The organism is Brevibacillus sp. NRS-1366 (assembly GCF_050467985.1).
Genome location: NZ_JBITPN010000017.1, coordinates 257,712 through 273,186 on the forward strand (window position 1 = coordinate 257,712; position 15,475 = coordinate 273,186).

General features: G+C 44.3%; 15 protein-coding genes, 3 tRNA genes and 1 pseudogene. 11 read left to right on the top strand and 8 right to left on the bottom strand.

Translation table 11 applies throughout. From position 1 onward, the window contains the following. The first annotated feature begins 18 nt into the window (after positions 1-18). Together ACIFQN_RS10355 and ACIFQN_RS10360 are read left to right on the top strand one after the other, a co-directional pair. A complete protein-coding gene (locus ACIFQN_RS10355; protein WP_429832945.1) occupies positions 19-1,800 on the top strand; it encodes a M3 family oligoendopeptidase in 1,782 nt (593 codons plus the stop codon). Positions 1,801-1,968: 168 nt separating this feature from the next. Then, a complete protein-coding gene (locus ACIFQN_RS10360) occupies positions 1,969-2,214 on the top strand; it encodes a hypothetical protein (protein ID WP_429832946.1) in 246 nt (81 codons plus the stop codon). 58 nt (positions 2,215-2,272) lie between these two features. Here ACIFQN_RS10360 and ACIFQN_RS10365 read toward each other — a convergent pair whose 3' ends face one another. Continuing rightward, positions 2,273-3,172: an NlpC/P60 family protein gene (locus ACIFQN_RS10365; protein WP_429832947.1), complete on the bottom strand. Its 900-nt coding sequence runs from the start codon at positions 3,170-3,172 to the stop codon at positions 2,273-2,275. 190 nt (positions 3,173-3,362) lie between these two features. Here ACIFQN_RS10365 and ACIFQN_RS10370 point away from each other — a divergent pair. The 3 genes from ACIFQN_RS10370 (at position 3,363) to ACIFQN_RS10380 (ending at position 3,656) form a co-directional block, all read left to right on the top strand. Beyond that, positions 3,363-3,439, top strand: a tRNA-Asp gene (locus ACIFQN_RS10370). Between the two features lie 41 nt (positions 3,440-3,480). Further along, positions 3,481-3,556 (top strand) — tRNA-Thr (locus ACIFQN_RS10375). A gap of 13 nt (positions 3,557-3,569) precedes the next feature. Continuing rightward, positions 3,570-3,656, top strand: a tRNA-Leu gene (locus tag ACIFQN_RS10380). A 346-nt stretch (positions 3,657-4,002) separates the two neighbouring features. Here ACIFQN_RS10380 and rplD read toward each other — a convergent pair. The 4 genes and pseudogenes from rplD to ACIFQN_RS10400 form a co-directional block, all read right to left on the bottom strand. After that, entirely contained in the window at positions 4,003-4,626 is a 624-nt protein-coding gene (rplD, locus tag ACIFQN_RS10385; protein ID WP_429832948.1) for a 50S ribosomal protein L4, read from the bottom strand. 336 nt (positions 4,627-4,962) lie between these two features. After that, the gene (locus ACIFQN_RS10390) at positions 4,963-5,226 is read right to left on the bottom strand and encodes a CD3324 family protein (protein ID WP_429832949.1); all 264 of its coding nucleotides are present in this window, start codon (positions 5,224-5,226) and stop codon (positions 4,963-4,965) included. A 330-nt stretch (positions 5,227-5,556) separates the two neighbouring features. Then, positions 5,557-6,588 (bottom strand): Cfr family 23S rRNA (adenine(2503)-C(8))-methyltransferase, encoded by a 1,032-nt coding sequence (locus tag ACIFQN_RS10395; RefSeq protein WP_429832950.1) that lies wholly within the window; start codon positions 6,586-6,588, stop codon positions 5,557-5,559. A gap of 261 nt (positions 6,589-6,849) precedes the next feature. Continuing rightward, positions 6,850-7,077 (bottom strand): annotated as a pseudogene (locus ACIFQN_RS10400) (ATP-binding cassette domain-containing protein); the annotation flags it as partial. Between the two features lie 536 nt (positions 7,078-7,613). Between ACIFQN_RS10400 and ACIFQN_RS10405 the strand changes: the two are divergent. Both ACIFQN_RS10405 and ACIFQN_RS10410 read left to right on the top strand, forming a co-directional pair. Next, positions 7,614-7,796 (top strand): hypothetical protein, encoded by a 183-nt coding sequence (locus tag ACIFQN_RS10405; RefSeq protein WP_429832951.1) that lies wholly within the window; start codon positions 7,614-7,616, stop codon positions 7,794-7,796. 281 nt (positions 7,797-8,077) lie between these two features. Continuing rightward, entirely contained in the window at positions 8,078-8,209 is a 132-nt protein-coding gene (locus tag ACIFQN_RS10410; protein ID WP_429832952.1) for a hypothetical protein, read from the top strand. A 102-nt stretch (positions 8,210-8,311) separates the two neighbouring features. Here the strand turns inward: ACIFQN_RS10410 and ACIFQN_RS10415 are convergent, their stop codons facing one another. Further along, a complete protein-coding gene (locus ACIFQN_RS10415; RefSeq protein ID WP_429832953.1) occupies positions 8,312-8,506 on the bottom strand; it encodes a hypothetical protein in 195 nt (64 codons plus the stop codon). Positions 8,507-8,594: 88 nt separating this feature from the next. On the opposite strand from ACIFQN_RS10415, the gene ACIFQN_RS10420 reads away from it, so the two are divergent. Beyond that, positions 8,595-9,599: an iron-siderophore ABC transporter substrate-binding protein gene (locus ACIFQN_RS10420; RefSeq protein ID WP_429832954.1), complete on the top strand. Its 1,005-nt coding sequence runs from the start codon at positions 8,595-8,597 to the stop codon at positions 9,597-9,599. Positions 9,600-9,965: 366 nt separating this feature from the next. Here the strand turns inward: ACIFQN_RS10420 and ACIFQN_RS10425 are convergent, their stop codons facing one another. Continuing rightward, positions 9,966-10,862 carry a GNAT family N-acetyltransferase gene (locus tag ACIFQN_RS10425; RefSeq protein ID WP_429832955.1) on the bottom strand — a complete coding sequence of 299 codons (897 nt, stop codon included), beginning with the start codon at positions 10,860-10,862 and terminating at the stop codon, positions 9,966-9,968. A 264-nt stretch (positions 10,863-11,126) separates the two neighbouring features. On the opposite strand from ACIFQN_RS10425, the gene ACIFQN_RS10430 reads away from it, so the two are divergent. Further along, positions 11,127-12,029 (top strand): LysR substrate-binding domain-containing protein, encoded by a 903-nt coding sequence (locus tag ACIFQN_RS10430; protein ID WP_429833207.1) that lies wholly within the window; start codon positions 11,127-11,129, stop codon positions 12,027-12,029. 8 nt (positions 12,030-12,037) lie between these two features. Here ACIFQN_RS10430 and ACIFQN_RS10435 read toward each other — a convergent pair whose 3' ends face one another. Beyond that, positions 12,038-13,027: an aldo/keto reductase family protein gene (locus ACIFQN_RS10435; protein ID WP_429832956.1), complete on the bottom strand. Its 990-nt coding sequence runs from the start codon at positions 13,025-13,027 to the stop codon at positions 12,038-12,040. 509 nt (positions 13,028-13,536) lie between these two features. On the opposite strand from ACIFQN_RS10435, the gene ACIFQN_RS10440 reads away from it, so the two are divergent. Next, entirely contained in the window at positions 13,537-14,580 is a 1,044-nt protein-coding gene (locus tag ACIFQN_RS10440; protein ID WP_429832957.1) for an NAD(P)/FAD-dependent oxidoreductase, read from the top strand. Between the two features lie 178 nt (positions 14,581-14,758). Beyond that, positions 14,759-15,373 (top strand): VanW family protein, encoded by a 615-nt coding sequence (locus ACIFQN_RS10445; RefSeq protein ID WP_429832958.1) that lies wholly within the window; start codon positions 14,759-14,761, stop codon positions 15,371-15,373. Positions 15,374-15,475: the final 102 nt, after the last annotated feature.

Here is a 15,475-nt window from a genome sequence, read left to right on the forward strand (position 1 = left end):
TGAAGGAGGCACGGGCCCATGGATATGCGCTGGAATTTGGACGTATTGTACACGTCGTTTGACTCGCCTGAGTGCAAAGAAGATTGGGGAAAATTATGCAGCGAGATGGACGAGGTAAAGAGCTGGGCCGGGCAAAATCTGCATAGTCACGAAGATGCAGTCGCCAAGATTGAAACATATCTCACGAAAATAACTTCTGTTTTACAAACACAAGGACGGTTGTATGCCTTTGCGGAGCTGACAGCAAGCGTCGACGCCAAAAACAGTCAAGCTTTGCAACTGGTCGAGAAAATTCAAAACCAGGCTGTAGAAATGGTGGAGCCAGAAGTTCTTTTCCAGAAATGGCTGGGCTCACTGGACAATTTGGATGAGCTGATCAAGCAGTCAAAGCAGCTGGAAACCCACCGTTACTTTTTGACCGAATTGTCGGAGAAAAGCAAGTATATGCTCGGAGAAAAAGAGGAAATTATCCTCGCCAAAATGAAGAATACCGGATCGAACGCTTGGACGAAGCTGCAAGAGATGCTGACCTCCACCCTTTTGGTCGATATCACGGTTGAGGGAGAAGCAAAGCAGCTTCCACTGCCTGTCGTACGCAATATGGCGTACGAAAAGGATGCAAATGTGCGCAAGAACGCCTATGAGGCGGAGCTGGCGGCGTATAAGAAGATTGAGGAATCCTCTGCTGCTAGCCTCAACGGGATCAAAGGTGAGGTCATTACAGTAGCAAAGCTGCGCGGTTACGAATCGCCATTGGACAAAACACTCAAAGATTCGCGGATGGACAAAGAGACGTTGGACGCTATGCTGACGGCTATGCGCGAAAGTCTGCCATCGTTCCACAAGTATTTCCGTAAAAAAGCTGAGCTTTTGGGGCATGAGAATGGTCAACTGCCGTTTTACGACATATTTGCCCCAGTGGGTGAAGCAGACATGCGCTTCAGTTATCAGGAAGCGCGCGACTTTATTGTGAAGCACTTTGGTAGCTTTAGTGAAAAGCTGGCGAATTATGCAGCGCGCGCCTTCGATAACAAGTGGATTGACGCCCAGACGCGTGAAGGAAAGCGGGGAGGGGCATTCTGCTACAACCTGCATATGGTTGGAGAAAGCCGCATTATGGCGAACTATACGGGCAGCTACAACGACGTGAGCACACTGGCACACGAACTCGGCCATGGCTACCACGGAGAATGCTTGGTGGAAGAGGCATTTTTAAACAGTGATTACCCGATGCCGATAGCCGAAACCGCCTCCATTTTGTGTGAAACGATTATTGCCAATGCTGCATTGGCAAAGGCTACTCCAGATGAGGCATTTGCGATTCTCGAAAACGATATTTCCGGCTCTAGCCAAGTCATTGTGGATATTTACAGCCGCTACTTGTTTGAAACCGCACTCTTTGCCCGCCGGGAAAACGGATCTTTGTCTGTTAACGAACTAAAGGAGCTCATGCTTCAGGCGCAAAAAGATGCGTATGGCGAGGGATTGGATCAGTCGGTTCTGCATCCGTACATGTGGGTTTGTAAGCCGCATTATTACAGCGCTGATTTCAACTTCTACAATTTCCCTTACGCGTTTGGTCTTTTGTTTGCAAAAGGACTGTATGCGGAGTATCTGAAGCGTGGAGCTGCATTTATAGAACAGTACGATCAGCTCTTGTCCGTAACAGGCAAGCTCAGCATTGCCGATGTTGCTGCGATTATGGATGTGGATGTGCGTTCTGCAGACTTCTGGCGCAACTCCTTGGCATTGATCGGAAAAGACATTGAAACATTTGTCCAGCTCGCTTCTTCTCGCTAACCAGACGAGCGTAAATAAGGTATAGCTTACGCCCAGCAATCGTGGGTTGGTTCCACTTTCCCGCACGGTAACAAAGTCAAAAACGTCCGATGATGCTATCGGGCGTTTTTTTGCGCATAGCGAGCTGCGTCCGTGGAGAAAGTAAGTAAAAACGAGTGAGGTGATAACGTGGTAAACGGATTGCAGTTGCTCGACCTACTACGGGAAACGGAAAACAAAATGCTGCATTTACATAGAGCCATTGACAGGGTAAGCAGTGAACCAGATTTTAAAGAGTCAGTGAGCGTCTTGACCGTAGTGGTAAGGGATTATCAACTTCAGCTCGATAAAATGAAGCAGGCTTTGGGGAAAATTGAGATTGGGGCAAATCAGCAGCAGGCTCAGCAGACCTCCCAAGGAACAGAAACGCACTAAGGAAAAAAACAGCCCCTTTTCTCTCTGCATGAAACAGGAGAACAGGGGCTGTTTTGCGCTATTGATAGCGCTTTACGCCATAAAACGGATAGAGCTTGTGCATATACTCCACTTTTCCATAACGAACATCTTCACCAGAGGCATGGACAATTGTGCCGTTGCCAAGATAAATCGCTACGTGTGAGACGTGTCCTTTTCCGAGGGCATCATAAAACAAAAGGTCACCCGGTTGTGCTTCATCGAGCGGAATGGCTTGTCCACCTTTAAATTGTTCCTCGGAAGTGCGGGGGAGTGTAACGCCTAGCTGGTTAAAAACGTATGCAGTAAAGCCGCTGCAATCAAAACCATTTGGCGTTGTTCCACCCAGAATGTAAGGAGTCTTGAGCAGTGGCTGGAAGATGGCTTCCAGACGTTCTAGACTCGCTTCATCTACTTTACCTGACGTTTCTGGAACAGCGGACAGCTTCGCGCTCAAATAGGAGGTAGCTACATATGCTTCGTCATCTTCATATTCAATTTTCGTCCATTCACTGCCGGTTTCGAGTACTTCCACAAGTGAGCCAAATCTTAATTTACCTAAAACTTTAGCATCAATAGAAGGCTTCTTGCGTACATTGAGTACATCGACAGCAACACGAGCTTTTTCTCCGGCTGTAATTTCTTCAGCTTCTACATGACTGCTGCCATCAGAGTTCTCAACCAAATCAGGAGGTGCAGCATCAACCGCGGAGTCCGACAAGCCAGCCTCAGGCAACGACAAGGTTTGACCAATCGATAGTTGATCCGTTTCGAGATGGTTCACTTGCATAAGTAGGCCGACGGTTGTTTGATTCTCGCGGGCGATTTTGCTGAGCGTATCACCTGCTGACACCACATGCATAGGGGTGGCTGCGTGGGCAGCTGTAGGCAGCAGAGTGAAGAGGGCGAGGAGGGTGAATAGCTTCGAAGTATGTTTCATTCAATCGTCTCCACCAATCTACTATTTTCTGCATATCTAGATAAAATTCTAGCGGATTTTCGTTGGTAAATCTATGAAAAAATAATCTTTGGGAAAACTTTTTATAAACTCTTGCATTTTCAAATGCGGTCGTGCTATATTACAAGAGTCGTCGCTAGCAAGCAGCGAAAAGGGCTGACATAACAAGCATGGAGCTGTGGTGAAGTTGGAGTTCACGCCGGTCTGTCACACCGGAGGTCGCGGGTTCGAGTCCCGTCAGCTCCGCCATTCTTTTCCAGAATGAGCGTATAAACGATATTATTTTCCGTGCCGGTGTAGCTCAATTGGTAGAGCACCTGACTTGTAATCAGGGGGTTGTGGGTTCAAGTCCTATCGCCGGCACCATTTTTATGGACATGCGGTCGTGGCGGAATTGGCAGACGCGCTAGATTCAGGTTCTAGTGGTGGCAACACCGTGGAGGTTCAAGTCCTCTCGACCGCACCACATCATCAATGACAGGTTTCTGATCTGCTTTTTCTGGCAGAACAGAAGCCTTTTTATTATTCAATATCTTTAAGCTGGTGCTCATTACCTGGGCAGAAGAAATCTTGGAACTGTAACGTAATATAGAACTATGTAGAAGAAGTATTTTTGGATGTCATTGTGCTCGATAAAAAACAGGATTCCCGTTTGGGGACCCTGTTTTCAAATTTGACTTTTTCAATTCTTTGTTGGCAACAAGCTCAATTTCGATATGAAGATTTTTTCGAAGTCGGGATCCATATAGCTCGATGTGCAACTTGTGTGGAAGTAGGTATTTTTTGATGTTTACACCATTTGATGCCTTTTGTTAAGAGTAAATTTCCGTAATCATAGTGACAGCTTCTTTAGCGATTATTAATTTATCACAATTCAGAACATTATATACATTAAGTGAATCAGCTACGGCGGTTTCTACACCAGGTATGTTATTGGCGCTTTTAAAAACAAAGTTATTTATCAAAGGTGTAACAATTAGTGCCTTTCTATCTGCCCCTAGAGCATTAAGCATAGCTACTATAGACTTTGTCCTGTAATTTTCTAACTTGATCTCGTCGACGACAATGAATTCTTTGTTCTGTACTTTACTAGATAATGCAGATTTTATAGCAAGCTGCTTAACTTTTTTATTGAGTTTGTAGCTGTAGTCGCGAGGTTTGGGAGCAAACACAACTCCTCCGCCACGCCAATGAGGCATTCGAATCGAACCTGCTCTAGATTTATCAATTTTATTCTGCTTATACGGTTTTCTGCCACCGCCTCTAACTTCACCACGTGTTAATGCAGATTGTGTTCCACTGCGTTTATTTGCCAGATAATTTATAACTGCGTCATGCATAACCAATTCATTGGGAATAATCCCGAAAATGGATTCTTCAAGTTCCATTTCACCAACATGAATACCTTCCATATTAAAAATAGTAATATTCAACATTATTCTTTCCTCCAGATTCTAAACTCTCAAGATATGGGTACCCACATCCACAGTAAAAGCTTCATTGTATTAGAAAACTTGTTGATTAACGTTCTTGTTATATTTACAATAGCATCCATTATTTTAACCCCCGTTTGTCCTGCTACATTTTAGAAGAACCCGTAGTTATAAAGGTAACAGATAGAAAACACATAAACTATATACAAAACGCTTCTGTAATGTTTGATATAACATCAGTGGACATAAAAAAGATGATCCCGTGTGAGTACAGGGATCATCTTCTGACAGCGTAGTGTTTTTAATTGGTCCAAAATTAGGATCTCGGTTCAGCGATTTCTATTTGTTATAAATTATTTTTCTGATAGCATAAACAGAAAGGCAATAAGATTCTGCAAGTTCTTGAATCGAATTACCAGAAGTATATGCTTGTATTATTTCATTATTTCGCCTATCAATCTCTTCCCGAAAACCGGATAATTCTCCCCAATTTTTATGTTGATCTTTTATTGCGGGAATGTAGATGTATTCACCTTGTACAAAATCTTGCAATTTTTCAACCAATTCTTTTGGGAGAATTTCATTAGCGTTGATATATCTCATGTAGACTCACTCCTTGAATAAATGTAATATCTCAAGTAGCAAAGCCAGCATGATTAGTGATGATGTTATTCCATGCAAATATCACCAATTAACTGTCTTTGCATGGATTTGAACATGGGTTATTGTAAAGTTATTATGAGACATAATTCATTCTCCTTTATAGATATGTTTCATTTTACCATACAAATCCAAAGGAATTAGTAACTCCATTTTACAAATCAACATCGACTTACACGGTAGCAATACCCAATAATACTTTAATTAATATTAATAGGGGAATGCTTTCTAAAGTTACACATTCCCCTATTTTGGTCTAAAATTTATATGTTACTAGTTGTGTCCGTATAGCTGACCGCATGCTGCATCAATGTCCGTTCCGAATTGAGTTCGCACAGTGACTTTGATTCCCTTTGACTTTAAGATACTGACAAACTTTTGAACCCGAACTTTGTCTGATTGATGAAAGCTTTCAGGCGTCACGTCGGTTGAATTGTAGGGGATCAAATTGACGTGATATAAATGTTCCCAAGGACCTCTGTGCTTTAACAAAACAGCAATGGCTTCCGCATGCTCATTTGAATCGTTTTCTCCTCGAAGTAATATATACGCAATATATACTTTTCTACCTGTTTCACGAATATGCTGATCCAACTTGTCCAACACATCTTGAAGCGGAAACCGATTGTTAATGGGCATTAGCTCGCTCCGCTGTTCATCGAAAGGAGAGTGCAGTGAAAAGGTCAGGTTAACCTGTGGAAATTCCTTTGCCAGACGATCGATACCCGGCAAAATTCCGATGGTGGAAACTGTAATTCTTCGATGCCCCAAGCCAAAGGTTCGTGGATCTGTTAGAATCTTAAGCGTGTCGAAGATATTAGGATTGGCTAGCGCCTCTCCCATGCCCATAAACGAAACACTATCCAAGGCTTGACCATTTAAATGAAAGTATAACAGTTGATCGGTAATTTCATCAGGGGTTAGATTCCGTTTCAGTCCGATTGTACCTGTAGCACAGAAGCGGCAACCATATCCGCATCCGCACTGGCTGGAAATGCAGTATGATTTCCAGCCGCGCTCATAGCTTAGTTGAACTGCCTCTATGCGTTCACCGCCCTCAATGGAAAAAAGCACTTTATTCACTTGTCTGGATGTCTTTTGCATGACAGGGGTTACGTTCAAAACGTGTTCGCCAAGGTTCTTAATTAATTCGTTTCTTAAACCCTTGGGTAGTATGGTCATTCTGTCATATTCACCAATTCTTTGCTTGAAGATCGCATCCGCAATTTGTTGGAACCGATATGCGGGTTGTTTCAATTCTGCCAATATGTGTTGAATCATTTCGTATTTCGAAGTTGATTTCATGTTTTTTCTCCTCTTGAGCCGGAGAAAATGCCTTAAGCACCAATAAAGGGTGCTTAACATCTACATTAACCAACTAAATGAAAACCCAACGATGCTTGCAGCTCCAGTCGCTACGTGCATCTATCGATAGATGGATAATGCTCCGGCATCCGTTTAGTTTGATCCTGAACCGTACCAACGGACAATGAACGGTTCACATGAACATTTACAACTTCAAACATTTATTTCAACCTCCTAAAATTAAGTATGCATACAGTTCCATTACAGTTCGACGATTTTGGTGGCGATATTTTTACAAAATTCACTATCGTGCTCTACAAAAAGTATTGTCGGTGAATGTTCCAGCAATAGTTCTTCAATCTGCATACGAGAAATGACGTCAATAAAGTTTAACGGTTCGTCCCAAATATGGAGATGTGCCTTCTCGCATAAGCTTTTTGCGATCAGTACCTTCTTCTTCTGTCCGCTGCTGAATGAAGACATTAATTTGAAAGCTAACGTTTTCGAAGATGTTGTCGTAGCTACCGTCATAAGCAAAAGTTAGGTTGGTCACATTGATTAAAGACATTGACAAAATCCTCCATAAAAAATAATGAGCTACAAGAAAGTTACCTTTCTTGTAGCTCAAATAAACAAATACTAAAATCTAACCCAATTAATGGATTAGATATTGTTATTTTCATTTGAGTGAAGAGAATAAGTAACTTTCTTGCTTAACAAAAAATAAAACAGTTTTTGTTTTATCATTCGTAAAATAAGCAAGAAATATTACATTATTCTCATCATCTCCCCTAGATTAATTATTCGCATTGTAGCACAACCAATTTCACATTTCAACTTTGTATCAATCACTTTGTATCAATCAAGAAATCCACTCGGTAAAGATGCCCAGATAGACCACCAAGGAGCAATAGTTACCCGTTGTCCCGGCAAACGATGGTGGATTGGATGATCAACGGTGCAGAGCAATGGTTGCTGCCGGTAGTGGCAAGAGAAATGTTATCTGCTGAAGCAGGAGGCGCTGCATGCTGATGACGTTCGAAATGCTAGATGACGTTCAAAATGCTAAAGGAGACAGGCGAAGCCGTACAGTCGGATTCGTACATGTGGCTGTATCGGACGGGCAGGGATGTCTGGCTCGTGGTAATCTAGTTTACCAGTGTACGCGTGGTGGGGAGCATCCAGGTGCAAGTATAATGAAGCGCTGAAGGCGGCACCAGAGGCAAAGCAATCCGCATGGCGGCAAAAGGTCTGGCGAATTGTAACCAGTTGTTTGCCATCGAACGGGAGCTAGGGGAGGACCGCCTGAAGAATGGTTAGATTCGCTTAAGTAGCAAAGCCAGCCGGTGTTGGTTGGATATTATACTGACTGCGCCAGCAGAAGCCCCGAACGCGAAAAGTCTTTTGGGCCAAGCGAACGGTTAAAGTTTTAACCAGCGCTGGAGTCCGGCAGACAGGACTCGACCCGAGCAATCCTATGTGGAAAACCTTGGATGTTGTCAAAAACGGCCATGTCTTCCAATTGGATACTGACTACTTCTGGCCGTACGATCCAATCGCCGTAAAAGCCCAGATTGATCTAATTGCCGATATGCTGGTAGAAGGCAAGCATAAGCTCTGATAAGGGCAATCATGACATGGAAAAAGAGTATTTGCGAATTTGATAATTGTGCATGCCATATTTGTGATCTGTGTATTTTCATTTCAAAGGGTCCTTGCTACACTAGTCAACGAGAATGATTATCATTAATGCCTTATTCACCACAAACAACAGTCGTCCTTCATGAATGTGCACCTGATTTGTGCTTCCAGAGAGGATGACTCGTTTATCGTACAGGAAAGGATGGTTGCAGCATGTAACAGCAAATAGATAGTTATGCATTGATTTTGTGAAGTGGCAATCTGGCTGAAGGGGCATAATTTGACCCCCCTGACAGTGAGAACGTGTCAAGATGCCGTGAATGCTAGGAACCAACAGGAAATGAGACAATGCTGGAGGAAGCGACATGAATAAATGGTTTTGTGTGATTGTTTCGCTAGTCTTACTAATGGGAGTGCTGGCTGGATGCGCCGGAGGGTCCAAGGACTCAGCGCCTTCCACAACTGCTGCCAATGAACTAGAAAGTAAGCAGCCAAACGGAGCGAGTACGCCGGAAGCCGCCAACTCCGGGAAGGGTGAATGGACAAGAACCATTACGGACGCCACTGGCAACCAAGTAGTGATTAAAGAACGGCCGGAACGTATAGCGGTTCTCCATCCTTTGTATCTGGATTATTTTTTCGCATTGGGCGTACCGCCGACAGCTTCGGGCAACGCAGCGAGTGCGATGAAGGAATTCGCTACCTTACAGCCTTATGTCGGAACGGCAGAGATAACCGATTTAGGCAGCGGAAGAGATTTGAATATAGAAGCGATTATCGCTGAAAAGCCTGATGTCATCGTCACCTTCAAAGGTCATATCGATGGGAAGTATGATGAGCTTAGCAAGATCGCTCCCGTCGTCCAAATCGACTACAGTGACAAATGGGAAAGGGCAATGCTGATGTGCTCCCAAATTATCGGAAAAGAGGAATTGGCGGAGCAGCTTATCAAGGAAACCAAAGAAAAGATTGAGAAAACGAAAGAGCAAATGGGTGATCTGAAAAATAAAAGCTTCGCATTGCTGAGGGTTGACAGTAAAAACAGCTTTACTGCTCAGGGGACAAAAAACACCGTTTATTATAACGAAGCAGACGGCTTTGGGCTGAAGAAGCCAGAACGTTATCCTGAGGAGGGTTCCACGCTTTCCCTGGAGGCTTTGGTGGAAATGGACCCTGATTACATTATTATCCAGCATACCCTTGACCTCGCAAAAGCAGCCGTTCAAGAAAAGGAAGATTCGACTGTGTGGAAGTCAATGAAGGCTGTGAAAAACAACCATGTCCTGTTTTTCGATAACTCTCTCAATACGGGAAGCGTTCTGGCGATTCGTCTGGCTGCTGATCATTTTATGGAGTTGGCGGGGCAATAAACCGAGGCGAGTCCCTAAAAAACTTGTTTGCAGGGAGAATTGAAAGAAACCGGGAAAGGATTAACCTACCATCGGGTACTGCGATCACATGGATCACGTGGCGTTGGATGTTCGCTAATCTGATCCTGGTTGCCAACAAGGGTATTACAACAGGGCCGCAGCTTGCTCCCGGCGTGGCGCGACGAGAATATCGCCACTCGATCCGCTCTTTAGGACCTGAGAGGTGGCGCAAGTAAAGAGCAGACTCCTGGTTCTTTTTTCTTGAATTCTTTTACTTTCACATGAAAATGGGGAGAAGAGGGAAATGGGAAGCATGTGCGATTCATCTCGAACAACCTTTTTGCACGGGCAGCAAGACAGAAAAGGTTAATGTCGGAATGTTTCAAATTCCGCCCGCGAGATCATCATTGGAAAGACTGGTTCTCCATAAAAATCAAACGGATCTCCCACAACGCGTCCCCCAAGTTTGCCGACGATACGCACGGTCGCTTCCCTAGCCTCGAGAAAAATTTGCTCCGCCCCCAATTGAAATGTGGCTTCAAGCGAATAATGAGCCAGTTTTCCCCCAAGCCCGGACCCGCGCAACTCCGTGTTAACGGCAAATCTCCCCCAGTGCCATTGACCGTTATCCAACCAGCTTGCGGCAGTGCCACAAATATCTTCGCCAATTCTCGCTCCCCACCAGATAGGTTGATATGATTCCATAACGGGAACCAACTCCGAAGGGATGTCCTGCTCTTCATTGAAAATTCGAACAGCGAGATCAAGAGCCGCTTCTAAATAATGACCTTTGACCGTTTCAAAGGTCATTCGGGAAGGATTGCGAAGCAGGTTATTGCGTAAGGCGAGCATTCGAAACGAATGCAGGGATCGGGAGATAGCAGCCATCTGATCGCAGTTTCCGCTCACCTCAAACAGTTGAGTGATATAAGCATTTGCATCCTTATTCGCTTCATCGATTGCAATCTGACCTAAAGGCAGGAGCCGGATGACGTTCGCTCTTTTATCCGTGCTACTTTGTTCAATAATGACATAGCTTTTTTCGGCTAAACCATTAACGATTCTGCTAAGAGAAGCTTTGTCCATAGACAGTTGAAGCTGAAGTTCAGTTACCGGTGTTGAGCCGTTCTTCAAAATATAATTCAGCACATGGGCTTGTGCTAACGAAAATTTCGAATGAAAACTATTTCGATTAAGCAGTCCCAGTTCCCTTACCAGTGAACGCAACTCTTTTCTAATCGCTTCTGCGGGTGAATCATTCATGTCTACCACACCTCTAATTGTTGATATTATCAACTATTATTATTTGAATGATTCTTTTTGTCAATTCGGATTTTTTGCAGCATTGATTAGTGAGGTGTTTTTGGTAGATATGCTAGCATGAATTTGGTTAAATTGATTACAAATACCGTTATGGAGCAATTATTAGATAAACAAATCGCTCTGCTGCAACGATCGGGGGAAACCATAAAGTATGGACGAATCTGGTGCTGGCTGTCGTACACTGATGAAATAGAGGTGAGGACTATGGATTTAAGGATCATGCGTTATTTTATTGCTGTCGCTGAAGAACTGAGTTTCAGCCGTGCAGCCGATCGGCTGCAAATGGCACAGCCTCCGCTAAGCCAGGAAATTCGCAAGCTGGAAGACGAATTGGGCGTTACCCTTTTTCATCGGACGAAAAGACAGGTAAAGCTTTCTAATGCAGGGAAGGTCTTTTTGGAAGGGGCTCGACGCACGCTCTCTCAAGCAGAAGCAACGATTCAATCGGCCCGGCTTGCCAATGAAGGCAAGATTGGAGAGTTTGCGATCGGCTTTGTCGATTCTACTGAAATTGTCATGACGATAATCAAAAAATTCAGGGAACGTTTCCCAAATGTTCAGCTTATTCTTCATGAGATGACAACCGCCCAACAGTTGCAAGCACTCGATAAACAGGAAATCCAGGTTGGGTTTACCCGCTCCGTCTCGAGTAGCGTCCTCTTTTCTTCGGAAACATGTATGGAAGAATCGTTACGAGTTGTCCTACCGGAGGATCACCCGCTAGCCGCGATGCCAAACATCCCACTTCAGTTACTGGCAGACGAGTCTTTCATTATGTTTCCGCGTTATTTAGGTACCAACTTATATGACTTGATTGTCAGCTATTTTTGGGGAAATGGAGTAAGCATGAAGATCGTGCAAGAAGCGGTACAGATGCATACCATTGTAAATTTGGTTGCTGCAGGAATGGGGATATCGGTTGTACCGTCTTCTATGGAAGGAATGAAACGATCGGGTGTTGTCTTTAAGAAGCTTCAGGAGACAACACCACGAATAATGCTTTTTACAGTGTGGAAAGCAGATGAAGCTTCCTGCATCCTAGATCTATTTCTGGCGACGGTCAGAGAAGTTACTTCCAATTCGATAACGGAATTTATATTGGACTAATTTCAATTTCAGCCTGTTTTCCCCGGATCATACTCCACCAAGCCAGTCAGAATGCGATCAATTTCCTCCATAATTGCAGCGTCAAGCTTAACGCCGGCAGCCAAAGCGTTTTCTCTTACTTGTTCCGGTCGGGAGGCACCGATTATGGCGGAAGTTACGTGCGGATTTTGCAGTACCCAAGCTATAGCAAGCTGGGCCATTGTAAGCTCTGCCGCTTCTGCAATCGGCCGCAGTTTTTGAACGGTCTCCAGAATATGATCTTCCATCCATTGCTGTGCCAGCCTCTGAAAGAAAGGTTTCCCGGCAGATGAGTTAGCGCGTGAATCCGTTGGTACCGCTTGTCCCGGCAAATATTTTCCAGATAAAATCCCCTGTGCAAGGAGGGACCAGACGATCTGCCCAAGTCCTTCGCGTTGACAAGTAGGTATCACATCACGCTCAATGATTCTCCATAACATAGAGTACTGCGGCTGGCTGGCGATCATCGGTACTTTCAATTCCCTGGCCAATGCTGCGCCTCGCGTAATTTGTTCTGCTGTCCATTCACTGATACCCACATAAAGCACTTTCCCTTGTCTCACCAAATCAGCGAAAGCAAGCATCGTTTCTTCCAGCGGTGTATGCGGATCAAATCTATGCGCATAGTAGACATCAATATAATCTGTCTGTAATCTGCGCAACGAGGCATGACAATTCTCAAAAATATGTTTACGCGACAAACCACTGTCATTTTTTCCATTACCGGTTGGATGACAGACCTTTGTACACAGCTCGATACTTTCCCGGCGAATCCCTTGCAGCGCTTTTCCAAGTATTTGTTCCGCCTTCGTATCCGAATAAACGTCTGCTGTATCGAATGTAGTGATGCCAACATCCAGCGCGGCTTTAATACAATTGTTCGCCATCTCTTCATCCACTTTGCCGCCGTGATTGATCCAATTGCCATATGCGATTCGACTGACCGTCAGCCCACTATTGCCAAGCTTCCTATATTCCATTCCAGTCACGTCCTCTCTCAAAGTTAGCTACAGTATAAATACATTTATTTAATATGTGTAATATATAAATATAGATGAATTGATACTTAATTTATATGATTGAGACGAGTAGAACGAATAGTCGTTCAGAGCTTCCTTCGTGCTTCCTTTCATGACTCATTCCATCGGGCTTCGGAATATATTTTTGCAACTGCAGCACGTCGAGCAGGGTAACTTATCGGTATGGCCTCAGCTATGCCGATTTTTTAGTGGGGGATTGTACTATGGAGCAATCATATCGGGTGGGTTGAAGAATTTTCCTTTTTCCATTACAATTATACGTATGATAATGAATCTCATTTTCATCGAAGAAGAGCTTTTATCATGCTCGTGTTAAATTTGTACAAAAGAAAAGTCTTTTTTGTCCATTGTTCGTGTATGGATCGAACAGCTAAAATGAGTACGGCAGAAAATGAGAATAACTATCAGTCGTCAACCGTAGATGATGGCACTAATTTGGAGGGGACGTTGTGAGTAAACAACTGGATTTATATGATGTAACGATTATTGGCGGTGGTCCGGCGGGGATGTATGCTGCTTTTTATAGCGGGATGCGTGATCTGAAGACCAAGCTGATTGAGGCAAAAGAAGAGCTGGGTGGGCGCATGTTAATCTACCCGGAGAAAATGATTTGGGATGTGGGCGGGGTAACGCCGATTCTTTGTGAAAAGCTGATTGCCCAATTAGTGGAGCAAGCGAAAACGTTCGATCCGACTATCGTCTTGGGAGAGCAAATGGTAGGGCTGGAAAAACAAGAAGATGGAACCTATATTCTCGAGGCTGCCTCTGGGAAAAGACACTGGACCCGAACGATTATTCTGGCGCTTGGACGGGGGATCCTGAAAATGGCCAAGCTGGAGATTGAGGGAGCGGAGCGTTACGAGGTAACGAATCTGCATTATACGGTGCAAGAGCTAGAGCCATTTCGCGGGAAGCGCGTTCTTGTTTCCGGCGGAGGAAATTCTGCAGTAGACTGGGCCAATGAACTGGAATCGATTGCGGCATCTGTCACGGTTGTGCATCGACGCGATTCGTTTGGTGGACATGAACGAAATGTTCAGCGGATGAAAGAGTCCTCAGTCGACGTGCGTACACCTTTTGCCGTTACCCAATTACATAGTACGAATAAAGAAACGATCGAAACAGTGACGATTCGCCATGTGGAATCGGGTGATACGGAACGGCTAGACGTGGATGCTGTCATCGTCAATCATGGCTTGAAAGCTGATTTCAGTGGGATTAATGAGTGGGGCCTCAACATGGATGAGTGGAATGTATTTGTCAATGCACGCCTCGTTTCGAATCTGCCTGGCATTTTTGCCGCAGGAGATTTCGCACAGTACGACAGCAAGATCACACTGATCGCTGGAGCATTCACAGATGCTGCGTTGGCTGTAAATAGTGCCAAGCTTTATATGGATCCATCAGCAGATCGGATGGCCTACGTTTCTTCTCATAACGAACGTTTTAAGGAAAAAAACAGGGCTCTTGGTGTCATGGACAAAGAGGACTAGGTGAACTGATGGCCTGCTAAAACGAGCACAAAGACCAACATTTGCAGGTTGAACGGTTTTTTAATCATACGTTACATTATTGAAGTAAGGTAAAAGAACAGAGCAATCAGTTCAGATTCATGCTATTTCTAATAGACTTTGTGCAAAACAGCTTGTGAAAAAGTGAGGGAGAGGAAGAATGAAGAAATTCCGGTCATTGACCGCGTGTACAGTTGCTACAGCATTGATGTTTTCCTTGGGGACAGCAGTTCTACCTGTCAAAGCTTCTGCCAAAAGTAGTGAAGATCTTACGCCGCTCGAGCTTCGGGAAAAGTATGTAAACAAGATGGAAATCACTGAAGAGGATGTCATCGGCTTTTATCATACGACAATGCAAACGAGTTCAGAAGCCCGCAAACACAACATCAAACAAGCTATGGAGAAAATCAATAATGAGAAAATAATGCCACACGAGGTTTTCTCGTATAATAAAGAAGTAGGGAATGCCAATTTAGAAGAAGATGGCTGGAAGAAGGCCGGCGTGATCTTGAATGGTCAGCTCACTGACGATTATGGCGGCGGGATTTGCCAAGTCTCCAGCACGCTTTACAACGCGACAGAAGAGGCGAAAATGACGATCGTCGAGCGCCATCACCATAGCAAGTCGGTAGGATACGTGCCTGCCGGCCAAGATGCGACTGTTGCTTACGGGGCTTTGGACTTCCAGTTTTCCAACCCCTATGATTTTCCGGTCAAAATCAAGGCGAAGACATACAATGAAAAACATGTAGTCGTTGCCATTGTTCGTGCATAATTGAAGGGATAACAGGGGATACCGAAAAGGTCTTTCCCTGTTTTTTTGTCTTTCCTAAAAATGGATGTCATAGTCTGCTTTCTTGGTTTTGAGTCAAGCTTT

Excerpts from the sequence above, each read along its gene's own strand:
- ACIFQN_RS10355 (WP_429832945.1), top strand. The coding sequence starts at position 19 with ATGGATATGCGCTGGAATTTGGACGTATTGTACACGTCGTTTGACTCG.
- ACIFQN_RS10365 (WP_429832947.1), bottom strand. The coding sequence starts at position 3,172 with ATGAAACATACTTCGAAGCTATTCACCCTCCTCGCCCTCTTCACTCTG.
- rplD (WP_429832948.1), bottom strand. The coding sequence starts at position 4,626 with ATGTTGAATATTACTATTTTTAATATGGAAGGTATTCATGTTGGTGAA.
- ACIFQN_RS10390 (WP_429832949.1), bottom strand. The coding sequence starts at position 5,226 with ATGAGATATATCAACGCTAATGAAATTCTCCCAAAAGAATTGGTTGAA.
- ACIFQN_RS10395 (WP_429832950.1), bottom strand. The coding sequence starts at position 6,588 with ATGAAATCAACTTCGAAATACGAAATGATTCAACACATATTGGCAGAA.
- ACIFQN_RS10405 (WP_429832951.1), top strand. The coding sequence starts at position 7,614 with ATGCTGATGACGTTCGAAATGCTAGATGACGTTCAAAATGCTAAAGGA.
- ACIFQN_RS10415 (WP_429832953.1), bottom strand. The coding sequence starts at position 8,506 with ATGCCCCTTCAGCCAGATTGCCACTTCACAAAATCAATGCATAACTAT.
- ACIFQN_RS10420 (WP_429832954.1), top strand. The coding sequence starts at position 8,595 with ATGAATAAATGGTTTTGTGTGATTGTTTCGCTAGTCTTACTAATGGGA.
- ACIFQN_RS10425 (WP_429832955.1), bottom strand. The coding sequence starts at position 10,862 with ATGAATGATTCACCCGCAGAAGCGATTAGAAAAGAGTTGCGTTCACTG.
- ACIFQN_RS10430 (WP_429833207.1), top strand. The coding sequence starts at position 11,127 with ATGGATTTAAGGATCATGCGTTATTTTATTGCTGTCGCTGAAGAACTG.
- ACIFQN_RS10435 (WP_429832956.1), bottom strand. The coding sequence starts at position 13,027 with ATGGAATATAGGAAGCTTGGCAATAGTGGGCTGACGGTCAGTCGAATC.
- ACIFQN_RS10445 (WP_429832958.1), top strand. The coding sequence starts at position 14,759 with ATGAAGAAATTCCGGTCATTGACCGCGTGTACAGTTGCTACAGCATTG.